Genomic DNA, 11,830 nt, shown 5'->3' on the forward strand with positions numbered 1-11,830 from the left:
TCAAGTTAGCTCCTTCCACTCATGCGAATAAATGATATAACTCACGATATTGCTTGGCGGATTGTTTCCAGCTATAGTCCGCGGTCATCGCTTGATGGACGAGGGCATGCCAGTTTTCCTTTTCATAGAAGACACGAATCGCTTTTTCAATCGTCGCCAACATCTCATGAGCATTGTAGTTCATGAATCCAAAACCGGTCCCTTCTTGCGTGAACTCGTTGTACGGCTTCACGGTATCCCGGAGTCCACCTGTCTCACGTACGATCGGCAAGGTGCCATATCGCATGGAGATCAATTGACTGAGACCACAAGGCTCAAAACGTGACGGCATTAAAAAGGCATCCGATCCCGCATAAATCAAGTGTGCGAGTTCGATGTCAAAACCGATATATGACCCGACTTTCCCCGGGTGAGCGGCTGTCATCTCGTGAACGATTCCTTCATATTCCGGTTGTCCCGAACCGAGGAACGCGAACTGGCAAGGGAGCTGTCCAAGTTCTTCACGGACACCGTTGATTAAATCGAGCCCCTTTTGGTCAACGAGTCGGCTGACAAAACCGATGAGCATGACATCGTCACGTACTTCAAGCCCAAGTCGCTCTTGTAACGCCCGTTTGTTGACAACTTTTCCTTGTTTATAGGTGTCTAGATTGTACGTCTCTGCGATTCGCTGATCCGTACTCGGATCGTTTGTCGCCAAATCAATCCCGTTTAAAATGCCACGCACGTCGACTGCTCGATGACGCAACGCCCCGTCTAAGCCTTCACCGTAATAGGGTTCCATGATTTCGTCGCGATACGACGGGCTGACGGTCGTGATTTGATCGGAATGGACGATGCCGGCTTTCATGTAATTGACGAGACCGTTATGTTGAATTCCTTCGGCCGTGAAATGTTCAGGACCGAACTGTAGCAATTCTCCAAGAATCTCTTCTGGGAAAATCCCCTGGTATTGTAGGTTATGGATGGTATACACAGTGCGAATGCGTTGATACGCTTCAATATGTTGATAATGGATTCGTAAGAAGGCCGGTAAAATACCTGTCTGCCAGTCATGACAATGCAGGACATCGGGTACGTCTTCCATCTTCCCAATCATTTCGAGTACAGCGCGAGAGAAGAAGGCGAATCGTTCAGCATCATCAAAGTGTCCATATAAGACACCGTCACGTTTAAAGTAATACTCGTTGTCGATGAAGTAATACGTGATGCCGTCCCGCTCTAACTTCAAGACTGCCCCGAACTGTTTGCGCCACCCGACCGGAACAATCAGGTCGAATAAATACTCCATCTCGTCCACATACTCTTCAGCGATCGAGCCATATTTCGGCATGACAACACTGACTTCTTCTCCTAGGCCCGCCACCGCTTGAGGGAGCGAACCGACAACGTCGGCCAGCCCCCCCGTTTTCATGAACGGTGCCGCTTCTGAAGCAACATACCAAATTTTCATAAAATCCTCCTCATACCACTGTTCGTTTCGCGATGACAATCGGTTCGTCGATTGTGCCTCGGATGACCTGTCCTCGTTTTACAACAACTTCTTTATCCAAAATCGCGTTTTCAACGACAGCTCCTTCTTCAATGATCGATTTTGATGAAATGATTGAGTTTTTCACGCGTGCGTGTTTACTGACTTCAACACCACGGAAGAGAATACTATTTTGCACCTCGCCATGAATCTTACATCCATTTGCCACGAGCGCCTCGTTTACCTTTGATCCTTTCAAATAACGAGTCGGTGGCTCATGTTTGATTTTCGTGTAGATATGCGGGAAGTCATAAATGATGCCTTCGCCACGGAGTAATCGCATGCTTTCATTATAGTAAGAAAGCACCGAGTGAATGACCTGCATTTTCCCGACATAATGGTACCCGTGCACGTGTAAACGATGAAGCTGGGGACGAATGACGCCATCCAACAGGTCATATTCGCCTTTAGAGGTCGCTTCATCAACGAGACGCATGAAGAGATTCTTCGACATAATGATCGTTTCTGTGTATGTGTACTCATCATCCGGTGAGAATCCGCGCTCAGAGATGCCGATGACGCGGTCATTCTCCCCAAGGCGTATCGGACGGCAATAGCCACATTTCTGTTCATGGGTCGTATAGGCAAGCGTGATGTCCGCGCCCATCGATTTATGATGTGCGAGCATGTCGTTGTAGTCAATCGTCGTCAATACATTCGAACCTGTGATGACCACATACGGCTGCTTGCTGCGAATGAAGTGTTCACGGTGCATCGAGAAGTTGGCCAAGTCGCCAAGATACGCTTCTCCGTCCGGTTTCAACGCTGGTGGGAAGATGTGGAGACCGCCTTGCGAACGGTCCAAATCCCACTCTTTCCCTGAACCGAGATGATCCATCAATGAGCGATACTTATCTAACGTAAAGATCCCGACTTGATTAATATTTTGTGTGATCATATTCGTCAAGGTGAAGTCTATCAGGCGATAGCGTCCTGAGAATGGGACTGATGCCAGATTACGATGTCCAGTAAATTCCGGAAACAGACCTTGTTCCGTTCCTAAGTTAATGACCCCTAATAAATCGTTCGTCAACAGTAACGCCTCCTTGCGTGTCTCTTTACTCGTATCAAACTCTTTGTTTGAAGACGGTTCCACTTTCAATGTTTTCGTGTGGTTCAATAACAACGATTTCACCACCCGGCTCACCTACTGTCGCGCCGTCTTCAATGACTGCACAGCTAGCGACAATGGCTCTGTGAATTGTTACATCCTTCCCGATTCTAGCTCCTGGCATAATCACCGAGTCTTTAACGAGTGAACCTTCTCCAACACGGACATCGTAAAATAGCACTGAATGTTGGACTTCACCTTCGATATGACACCCTTCGTTAATCACAGACTGTTCGACACAAGCGTCTTTTCCAATATACTGAGGAGTCTGGTTCGGGTTGACCGAATAGATTTTCCACTCCGGGTCATATAAATCGAATGGAGGCTCTTCTTCCAAGAGGTCCATATTCGCTTCCCAAAGAGACTGGATCGTACCGACGTCTTTCCAATAGCCTTTGAATTTATAAGCGAAGACGTCGAGTCCTTGAAGAAGCGTGTTCGGAATGATATTCTTCCCGAAGTCAAAGCTAGACGTTTCGTCTTCAGCATCTTTAATCAAATGTTCGCGCAAGACGCTCCAGTTGAAGATATAAATCCCCATCGAAGCCAAGTTGCTCTTCGGTTCTTCTGGCTTCTCTTCGAACTCATTGATACGGAGGTCATCCGCTGTGTTCAAAATTCCGAAACGCGGCGCTTCGTCCCACGGCACTTCCATGACAGAGATGGTCACATCGGCTTGTTTTTCTTTATGGGCTTCGAGCATTTTCTCGTAGTCCATTTTATAGATGTGGTCTCCCGAAAGAATCAACACATAATCTGGATCGTAATCATCGATATAGCTCAAGTTACGATAGATTGCATTGGCCGTCCCCTCGTACCAGTTTTTCCCCGACTGTGCTTGGTAAGGTGGGAGAATGGCTAACCCCCCGTTGCGACGATCTAAATCCCATGCCGTCCCGATTCCTAAGTAACGATTCAATTCAAGTGGCTCATATTGCGTTAATACCCCGACTGTTGTAATTCCCGAGTTCGTGCAGTTTGACAATGGGAAATCGATAATGCGGTACTTTCCGCCGAAATTCACGGCCGGTTTCGCCGTTTTTCGCGTGAGAGGCCCCAATCGCTTTCCTTCTCCTCCCGCAAGGAGCATCGCAACCATTTCTTGCTTCATAAATAATAAGCCTCCTCAAAATCGTGATATACAACCTCTTTTACCCTTTTTCGCCCTTTCCTAAAGTATTCCTTCTCGAATTATTATATGATAACGTTTACATTTTTATTTTTTTGTAAATTGGACGATATAATGTATAGAGAGAGGTGAAATAGATGAGAGCTTGGATTGGAACCTTATTTTTTGCTGGACTTTTGGCTGCTTCCTTGTCACTTGCCACTGCATTGAAAGAAGAGATTGATCAGGCAGATGAAATTCTATCTTGGGGACAAGAGCTGGTATCGGCACAACCACTCTCGTCAATGCATGCCGTCACACTCGCATACAACGGTGGAGAACAGCAAATCTACTTGGCGGGCCGCAGAAATGACGTGTCTCCGAAAGCGTTGCCCGAACATATCCAAGATGCGATTACGACCATCGAAGACCGTAAGTTCAATGCTCATCCCGGTTATGATTTGAGCGGGATTGCCCGAGCATTTATCAATAACGCGAACGAGACATCTGTCCAAGGTGGGAGTACAATCACGCAACAGTTGGCACGGAACGTGTACCTCACACATGAACGGACATATGAACGAAAAGTGAAAGAGTTATTGCTTGCTCGAGCACTAGAAAAAAATTATAGCAAGAAAGAAATTTTAACAGCTTATAGCAACGTTATTTTTTTTGGACATAATGTATATGGGATTCAATCGGCAGCCGATACATACTTTTCACGACCGCTCGACGATCTGAATTGGAATCAACTCGCTTACTTGTTGACAGTACCGAATAATCCGTCACTTTATGATCCCCTCAATCCATCCGATGCTTTTTTTGAGCGTAAGGACCGAATCTTGACGCAACTGTTTGAAGCGGGTGTTCTCTCGAAGAGTGCTTACGATCAGTATCATGGCGTCAAGCTCCAAGCATCGTTTCGCAGTCAAACGATTCAATACCCGGACTATATGGATACAGCCGTCCGTGAAGCGATTCAATTGGTACGGACACGTTACGACTTAGATGATACCGAGGCGAGAGAATATTTGTCCACGCATGAAGCGACGATCGAAACTTACTTATCAACCGGGAAGCAGAAACAAGCAAAACAGGTGATGAGTCAACTCCCTCCCGGTGTGAACGGTGGCTATACGGAACTGACACCTCAAGGGAGAATCGTGGCCATGGTCGACTCTGAGATGACGCAGGTCGGTGAGTTCAACCGAGCGACCCAGGCGTACCGCCAACCAGGTTCCGCAATCAAACCGATCCTCGTTTTCGCCCCATTTATCGAAGAGACAGGAGCGAAACTTGACACGGTACTTGACGGTCGTCCGGCTTGTTACGGTTCTTATTGTCCCGGAAATAGTCACAACCGTGTGTTAGGCGATGTCTTATTGAAAGATGCGGTCGCTTTCTCGTATAACACACCTGCGCTCGCCGCCTTCTCAGCAATCGATCAGGAACGCGCGTATAAGACAGCTGATATGATGTTCAGTCAATGGGATGAACAGGACGAGAACTTAGCGAGTGCCCTTGGCGGTCTCACACAAGGGGTCTCCCCAAAAGAACTAGCCGCCGCCTACACCCCGTTCTTAAATAAAGGGGAGTATACATCCGGACATACAATCAAACAAATCACATTCAAGTCCGGTGAACCAACGTTGACCCCGATCTTAACCGAAGAGACAGTCTGGTCTCCGGAAACGATCAGTGAGATGAAAAAAGCGTTATCGACCGTCACCTCATACGGCACAGGTCGCTATGCGAATCAGCTGAAACGTGAGTTTGAGTATCTCGGAGGAAAGACCGGAACAACGAACGACAACAAAGATATGTGGTATGTCGGACTAACCAATCGCACCATCACCGCCATCTGGCTCGGTGCCGATACGCCCCGCCCATTCCCGGAACTCGCCAACCGTGCGTATCCGGCGATTGTCTGGACACAGGCACACCAATAAAAGGAGTCAGCCACTGAAAAGTGGACTGACTCCTTTTGCTTTATAATCGACGTTCGATTTGAAGTCGATATGCTCCCCAATGCTCCATTAACTCGTCGTGATTGATTAGTTTCCATGGATTGAAACGGACTTGACCATGTTTATTGAAATAGAGTCCTTGTCGCACACAGTAACTCGCATGGACCAGTTGCCCTTGGTCGCTCCAAAACGTCAGGACGTCATTCGGCCTCAGTGTATCATCCTTCACAGTTTCGTACCTACTTCGCTTTAATGTCTGAAGGAACGTCTCTGGATGAACCCATCGGTGAACGACCTGTTCGTTTCCCGTGACCGCAAACAACGTCGCCGCGAGACAGTTACTTCCATCTTGGATCGGAAACCGATTTGCATAATCCGCAATATGCGAAGCAATCGAGTCATCACAGGGTTCCCCTTCCCAACGATCCCACTCCTTCGCATAGTCGAGCAGGAGAGAATGACGCATCTCGATGTCGAGCTCATTCCAATTTTGCGGATGCAAAACGATGACACACGCGCCATCCTTCTCTATAATCATCTCATTCGATAGACGTTTCATCTGCTCGACTGATATCGGCAAAACAAGACCACGATGGGTCGTCACTTGAAATTCCAATAAACGTGTTTTGACGTGCTCCTGTAACTCCTTCAAAAAGCTAGAGAACGCATGGATGACATAAGTCACGTCTTGACCCATCTGCCACGTCACATACGGATTCGTGATGTCGGGTCTGCGGTAAAGCGGATGATTGAAAAACTCCTGCCTCGGAATCACGAGACAGGAACTCGGTATATCCTCAAGAAACGAAGAATCAATCCAATACAAGGTTTCCTCCGGGACAAATGATAGACACCACGCTTCGATCACATCAGAGGTTGGTCCAAAAGAACGCTTCATAAGATGATATCTCCGACAGAGTTAAACAAGCGAAGGACCGACCAACCTAACCCGCTGACCAAAGTCGCCCACATGACGGCCTGCATAAGTAATAAGCCGATGGCACGTGGGACGGACATCGATTGGCTTACTTGCCAGACATAGTAAAAGAGATACATCAAGAGCGTGCCAACGAGCACGGCGATAACGGCGAGCAATGTGTTCAAAAAGAGAAAGCTGATTCCGGACCCGATGAGAAAGATGATGGCACCAGGTTTGAGCCGATGAAGCGACGTGCCATTTGTCTCTCGCGCAAAAAAAGCGAAACCGAGTTGATTGAACGTATCGGCTACCAATTTGAATGCGCTAAACAACATAAAGAAAATCGTAAAGAATACGACGAGCACGAGCACTTTCGTCTCTTGCACGGATAACAGTTCGATAATTTCACTATATACGCCAATTTGATTCAGCCATTGGATTACGTACTCGGAGGTCGCAATCGCAAGTGACATCGAAAACAAAATAATTCCGATGAGTGGGGCATAGCTCAGTAAGTACACATTCGTTTTCATGTTCCTTCTCCAATTTCACAGTAATTTCTTATATTCAGTGCAATTCACCTACCAAGTATATTATACTATTTATAGTTATGGAGAATAAAAGGGGGATTTTTGGATGGGCCTATTATTGATGGTTGGAATCAGCGTAGTCTTCCTCGCAGCGATTTTGACAGCTGGATATAACCGTAAACCTGAGGGTAACGAATAAGAGCCGGGATTCTTACGAATCCGGCTCTTTTTTATTTCAATCCTGCATATCCCTGTTGGCGAAGCGCCTCATATACGATGATGGCTGCTGTATTCGATACGTTCAATGAACGAACGAGGTTCGATTGTGGTAGGCGGATGCAGCGATCTAAATTGTTCTCAATGACTTCCATCGGTAACCCTTTCGTCTCACGACCAAAGACAAAGAAGTAGTCACCGTCTACATCTGAAACGTCCAAATCACTCGGGTATTGTTCCCCGTACTTCGTAATATAAAAGAACTGACCATCCGGATGCTTCTCCCACAGCTCTTCTAACGAGTCATGATAGCGTACATCGACAAATTGCCAATAGTCGAGACCGGCACGCTTTAACATCTTATCATCCGTCGAGAACCCGAGCGGACGAATCAAATGAAGCACCGAGTTCGTCGCCGCACACGTACGTGAGACGTTCCCTGTATTTGCTGGTATTTCTGGTTGAAACATTACGACATGAATTGCCATGGTTGATTTCCCTCACTTTTTCATTTCAAATTCTAGAAGGCGTTGTTTCTCAGCCAATCCTCCCGCAAAACCGACAAGCTTCCCACTACTTCCAATGACACGGTGACACGGAAATAGAATCGGTAACGGATTTCGATTGAGCGCCTGACCGACGGCGCGAACAGCTTTCGGCCGACCGATTTGTTCAGCAATTTGCTTATATGTGCGTGTCTCGCCATATGGAATGGTCAAGAGCGCATCCCAAACCTCCTGTTGAAACGGTGTCCCGTTCATTTCGACATAGGCACGATCTGCTTCTTGAAATCCTGTCTTCTCGACTCGTGTCATGAGATCTCGCAACCACTCAGGTGCTTCCTCTTTCGGTTCATGTGTTGTGAACTCCAATTCGGTCAACTTACCTGCTCCATTTATCTCGTACATTAGTGGTCCCCACTTAGACGACACGATCTTCATGTGCCCACTCCTCTCGATATATGCGAATCTCTTCATGAACCATATCAGATGTTTCATTCCGTTCAATCTCTTCAAATATCGAATCGGCATCAGGTCCAAGAATCGCACCGATTGCCCAAACAGCCGTCGCGCGCATATCTTCGCGTTCATCCTGTTTAATGAATTCCCTTAAGATTGGAATCGCTGAAGGTTCACGGTAGTGCGCGAGCGCTAAAATCGCATTTCGTTGAATCGGTTTCTTCCCGCGCCATGCGCCTGATAAATGTCCGAACTTTTGTTTGAACTCCCGATTGCTTAATGTCAGAAGAGGCTCTAAGAGCGGTTTGACAATCTCAGCTTCCGGTAACAATTCTTCATGGTGGCGCCAATCCTTTTTGCGATTATATGGACAGACTTGCTGACACGTGTCACATCCATATAATCGACCACCAAGCTTCGACCGAAACTCTCGTGGCATCAACGTCTTCATCTGCGTGAGATAGGCGATACAGCGCTTCGCATCGAGGACACCTGGTTCAACAAGGGCCGTCGTCGGACAAGCTGTAATACATTTATCGCAATCCCCACATCCGTCTTCAATTGCTTCATCCGGTGGTAAGTATACATCTAAAATCATTTCGCCCAAATAAAGATAGGATCCTTTCTCAGGAGAGATGATGGAACAGTTTTTCCCACTAAATCCAATCCCCGCACGTTCTGCGACAGCACGGTCGACGAGCTCACCCGTATCGACCATCGAACGCGTTCGCACGTTTGGAACCAATTCTTCAATGTACGCTTGAAGTTTGGCCAATCGATCGCCGACCGCCCGATGGTAATCGAGTCCCCACGAAGCACGAGCAAACAACCCTCGTCTCTCCCCGGCGACACTACGGGGCGCATCTTTTAATTTACTTGGATAGGTGATGGCGATCGCAATGATCGACTGTGCCTCTTCAAGCAGAAGTTCAGGATTTGTGCGTTTCTCTAAATCCGATTCTTCGAATCCAGAGTCATATCCTTTCTCCTGTTGTCGAATGAGTCGTTGTTTCATGACGATGAACGGATCAGCTGTCGTCACTTTCAACTCATCAATCCCGATGGTTTCGGCATACGCTAAGATTTGTTGTTTTAATGTGTACGGGTCCATTCCGTTCACCTCCTCTATATATTTTCGCATACAAAAAATCTCTCCGCCACTCGGCAGAGAGATATGAAGCGGGTGAAGAGAATCGAACTCTCGTCATCAGCTTGGAAGGCTGAGGTTTTACCATTAAACTACACCCGCATGAAATATTGTTGTCATTCAAGCGACTATAGTTAATATACACCTATACTATTAATCTGTCAACAAGTATTCGTAAGTTTTTCTAAATTCAACGAAATCAATATGTTAATATATCTTAATCATTCAAAAGATCATGGATGAAACAAAGAATCGAGTGGCGTCAGGATTTGAAATTGACGGCCGTGCCCCTCTGTTTCTGCAAACGTAAACGCTGTAAGTTGACCGTCCTGATACAAATCTACATGAAGGAAACGATCTTGGATATTGTTATAGATATGGAAGACGTCTCGTGTTTGTCCAATTCGCTCGACTTGCTTCAAAAGTTCTTCTTTGACGGGACGTGACATCTGATTTGCAACGTGTGTATGGAAGATACATAACGTCTCTGTCTCCGACACACGCGATACGAGATCTTGTAGCATCGTCACACCATCCCCTTCAATGAGCGTCACCATATTAAAATTGATTTCATTCATGGCAGCCTGAAGCAGTTGCCGTCGTGTCTCATGCTCTGACCAGATTAACGCATTCAACCATGACCGCTCTGCTTGATCTGTCAAGTCCACAATGTTCAAATCGACACCAATACGCGTTCCGATGTCTAATAGCGTCTTAGCCTCGAGATGGAATGATTCGTTCGATTCGACGGTCGCTGAGATGTTTACTGATGAGATGCTTATCGGGTTGATTGGGACGCCATTATACTCATAAGCGTACTGGTCAACAAATAGTTGAAGCCCTGCACTCGTTCCGATTTCGAGCAGTGCGAGTGATTGCTTCGTCTGTTGTTGAATCTTCGAAAATATCGGATACAAGTAGGCGCATCGTTGAACCTCGTTCGTTTGCACACGACGGGTCCTCAATCGATGACGGATCTCACTTTCGTATGTATGGCAAAAAGCTAAAAAGAGGGAAATACATCTTCAGCTTGTTTTGGATATTTTGTCACGCTAGGATAATAGGTGGCCAACTCATCAGCAGAGTGTTGAATTACCAGTTCATGAACAGATGCAAACAATAGATTTGGAGCAGGTTGTCCCTTTGGTATGTCTTCACACAAAGATAAGAGCCATTCATGCTGGGCCACTTCTCGAGCTAGCACTTCGTATAAGCGACTAGAACCCACACATTCGTTGTCAGCAAATCGGATGAACCGATTCGATTGTTCTGTATATTGAATATCATCCACCTCGTTTCTTCTTGTTAAAACATTCGAGCTGAATGAATGTCCTTCCTTCTCAAAAAAGGATAGAGAACAGAAAAAAGACCCTAACCTCAGTTAGAGTCATACGGATACCGGTGGTCGGAGTCGAACCGACACTCCAGAGGAACACGATTTTGAGTCGTGCGCGTCTACCAATTCCGCCACACCGGCATATTATGTTGGAGGCGCCAGTCGGAATCGAACCGACGATAAAGGAGTTGCAGTCCTCTGCCTTACCACTTGGCTATGGCGCCAAAAGTCATTGGAGCGGAAGACGGGATTCGAACCCGCGACCCCGACCTTGGCAAGGTCGTATTCTACCACTGAACTACTTCCGCAAAATGGCTGGGCTGGAAGGGATCGAACCTTCGCATGTCGGAATCAAAATCCGATGCCTTACCACTTGGCTACAGCCCAATAATAATGGGGCGACTGAAGGGAATTGAACCCTCGAATGCCGGAATCACAATCCGGTGCGTTAACCACTTCGCCACAATCGCCATGATGAAATTAAAACAGGGGCAGCAGGAATCGAACCCGCGCTGACGGTTTTGGAGACCGTAGTTCTACCGCTAAACTATGCCCCTAAGTGGTGGGGGGGGGCGGATTCGAACCGCCGAACCCGAGGGAGCGGATTTACAGTCCGCCGCGTTTAGCCACTTCGCTACCCCCCCACATATGGTGGCTTTGGACGGAATCGAACCGCCGACACAAGGATTTTCAGTCCTTTGCTCTACCAACTGAGCTACAAAGCCATATGTAGTATGATTGATTTTAAAATAAAAATGGCGGTCTCGACGGGATTCGAACCCGCGATCTTCTGCGTGACAGGCAGACATGTTAACCCCTACACCACGAGACCGGACTTAATTGCGGGGGCCGGATTTGAACCGACGACCTTCGGGTTATGAGCCCGACGAGCTACCAGACTGCTCCACCCCGCGACGATATAAAATTAAATGGTGACCCGTACGGGATTCGAACCCGTGTTACCGCCGTGAAAGGGCGGTGTCTTAACCGCTTGACCAACGGGCCA

General features: G+C 47.2%; 9 protein-coding genes, 12 tRNA genes and 1 pseudogene. 1 reads left to right on the plus strand and 21 read right to left on the minus strand.

Features of this window, described 5'->3' with window-relative positions:
- Positions 1-19 precede the first annotated feature (19 nt).
- Genes glgA through IRJ25_RS10320 form a run of 3 tightly spaced genes read right to left on the minus strand, consistent with a single transcriptional unit; the run spans position 20 to position 3,753 of the window.
- Positions 20-1,453 (minus strand): glycogen synthase GlgA, encoded by a 1,434-nt coding sequence (gene glgA / locus IRJ25_RS10310; protein WP_214782153.1) that lies wholly within the window; start codon positions 1,451-1,453, stop codon positions 20-22.
- Positions 1,454-1,463: 10 nt separating this feature from the next.
- Positions 1,464-2,666: a glucose-1-phosphate adenylyltransferase subunit GlgD gene (gene glgD, locus IRJ25_RS10315; protein ID WP_269318229.1), complete on the minus strand. Its 1,203-nt coding sequence runs from the start codon at positions 2,664-2,666 to the stop codon at positions 1,464-1,466.
- Positions 2,599-3,753 carry a glucose-1-phosphate adenylyltransferase gene (locus tag IRJ25_RS10320; protein WP_015880913.1) on the minus strand — a complete coding sequence of 385 codons (1,155 nt, stop codon included), beginning with the start codon at positions 3,751-3,753 and terminating at the stop codon, positions 2,599-2,601. Before IRJ25_RS10320 ends, glgD begins: the two co-directional genes overlap by 68 nt.
- Positions 3,754-3,908: 155 nt before the next feature.
- On the opposite strand from IRJ25_RS10320, the gene IRJ25_RS10325 reads away from it, so the two are divergent.
- Complete coding sequence (locus IRJ25_RS10325; RefSeq protein ID WP_269318230.1) at positions 3,909-5,699, plus strand: transglycosylase domain-containing protein; 1,791 nt, start codon at positions 3,909-3,911, stop codon at positions 5,697-5,699.
- A 40-nt stretch (positions 5,700-5,739) separates the two neighbouring features.
- Here the strand turns inward: IRJ25_RS10325 and IRJ25_RS10330 are convergent, their stop codons facing one another.
- The 18 genes and pseudogenes from IRJ25_RS10330 to IRJ25_RS10420 form a co-directional block, all read right to left on the minus strand.
- Positions 5,740-6,615, minus strand: coding sequence for a hypothetical protein (locus tag IRJ25_RS10330; RefSeq protein ID WP_269318231.1), 876 nt, complete (start codon positions 6,613-6,615; stop codon positions 5,740-5,742).
- A complete protein-coding gene (locus IRJ25_RS10335) occupies positions 6,612-7,169 on the minus strand; it encodes a DUF5366 family protein (protein WP_074037691.1) in 558 nt (185 codons plus the stop codon). Before IRJ25_RS10335 ends, IRJ25_RS10330 begins: the two co-directional genes overlap by 4 nt.
- Positions 7,170-7,396: 227 nt before the next feature.
- A complete protein-coding gene (gene trmL, locus IRJ25_RS10340; protein ID WP_015880908.1) occupies positions 7,397-7,870 on the minus strand; it encodes a tRNA (uridine(34)/cytosine(34)/5-carboxymethylaminomethyluridine(34)-2'-O)-methyltransferase TrmL in 474 nt (157 codons plus the stop codon).
- 12 nt (positions 7,871-7,882) lie between these two features.
- The gene (locus IRJ25_RS10345) at positions 7,883-8,323 is read right to left on the minus strand and encodes a methylated-DNA--[protein]-cysteine S-methyltransferase (protein ID WP_214782147.1); all 441 of its coding nucleotides are present in this window, start codon (positions 8,321-8,323) and stop codon (positions 7,883-7,885) included.
- Complete coding sequence (gene queG, locus IRJ25_RS10350; RefSeq protein ID WP_269318232.1) at positions 8,304-9,452, minus strand: tRNA epoxyqueuosine(34) reductase QueG; 1,149 nt, start codon at positions 9,450-9,452, stop codon at positions 8,304-8,306. Before queG ends, IRJ25_RS10345 begins: the two co-directional genes overlap by 20 nt.
- A 67-nt stretch (positions 9,453-9,519) precedes the next feature.
- Positions 9,520-9,590, minus strand: a tRNA-Gly gene (locus IRJ25_RS10355).
- A 131-nt stretch (positions 9,591-9,721) separates the two neighbouring features.
- A pseudogene (locus IRJ25_RS10360) lies at positions 9,722-10,779 on the minus strand (DUF2332 domain-containing protein).
- Between the two features lie 105 nt (positions 10,780-10,884).
- Positions 10,885-10,965: transfer RNA gene (locus tag IRJ25_RS10370), tRNA-Leu, on the minus strand.
- 9 nt (positions 10,966-10,974) lie between these two features.
- Positions 10,975-11,048: transfer RNA gene (locus IRJ25_RS10375), tRNA-Cys, on the minus strand.
- A gap of 9 nt (positions 11,049-11,057) precedes the next feature.
- Positions 11,058-11,132 (minus strand) — tRNA-Gly (locus IRJ25_RS10380).
- 4 nt (positions 11,133-11,136) lie between these two features.
- Positions 11,137-11,211, minus strand: a tRNA-Gln gene (locus IRJ25_RS10385).
- 7 nt (positions 11,212-11,218) lie between these two features.
- A tRNA-His gene (locus tag IRJ25_RS10390) sits at positions 11,219-11,294 on the minus strand.
- 16 nt (positions 11,295-11,310) lie between these two features.
- Positions 11,311-11,381: transfer RNA gene (locus IRJ25_RS10395), tRNA-Trp, on the minus strand.
- Between the two features lie 3 nt (positions 11,382-11,384).
- Positions 11,385-11,468, minus strand: a tRNA-Tyr gene (locus tag IRJ25_RS10400).
- Between the two features lie 5 nt (positions 11,469-11,473).
- Positions 11,474-11,549: transfer RNA gene (locus IRJ25_RS10405), tRNA-Phe, on the minus strand.
- 31 nt (positions 11,550-11,580) lie between these two features.
- A tRNA-Asp gene (locus IRJ25_RS10410) sits at positions 11,581-11,656 on the minus strand.
- Between the two features lie 8 nt (positions 11,657-11,664).
- Positions 11,665-11,738 (minus strand) — tRNA-Met (locus IRJ25_RS10415).
- Between the two features lie 16 nt (positions 11,739-11,754).
- Positions 11,755-11,829: transfer RNA gene (locus IRJ25_RS10420), tRNA-Glu, on the minus strand.
- Position 11,830 lies beyond the last annotated feature (1 nt).

Origin of the sequence: Exiguobacterium sp. KJ 601 (genome assembly GCF_027161185.1) — a bacterium.
In the GTDB taxonomy this organism is placed as follows: domain Bacteria; phylum Bacillota; class Bacilli; order Exiguobacteriales; family Exiguobacteriaceae; genus Exiguobacterium; species Exiguobacterium profundum.

Coding starts and splice junctions, on each gene's coding strand:
- IRJ25_RS10320 (WP_015880913.1), bottom strand. CDS start 3,753: ATGAAGCAAGAAATGGTTGCGATGCTCCTTGCGGGAGGAGAAGGAAAG.
- queG (WP_269318232.1), bottom strand. CDS start 9,452: ATGGACCCGTACACATTAAAACAACAAATCTTAGCGTATGCCGAAACC.
- IRJ25_RS10330 (WP_269318231.1), bottom strand. CDS start 6,615: ATGAAGCGTTCTTTTGGACCAACCTCTGATGTGATCGAAGCGTGGTGT.
- IRJ25_RS10345 (WP_214782147.1), bottom strand. CDS start 8,323: ATGAAGATCGTGTCGTCTAAGTGGGGACCACTAATGTACGAGATAAAT.
- trmL (WP_015880908.1), bottom strand. CDS start 7,870: ATGGCAATTCATGTCGTAATGTTTCAACCAGAAATACCAGCAAATACA.
- IRJ25_RS10335 (WP_074037691.1), bottom strand. CDS start 7,169: ATGAAAACGAATGTGTACTTACTGAGCTATGCCCCACTCATCGGAATT.
- glgA (WP_214782153.1), bottom strand. CDS start 1,453: ATGAAAATTTGGTATGTTGCTTCAGAAGCGGCACCGTTCATGAAAACG.
- IRJ25_RS10325 (WP_269318230.1), top strand. CDS start 3,909: ATGAGAGCTTGGATTGGAACCTTATTTTTTGCTGGACTTTTGGCTGCT.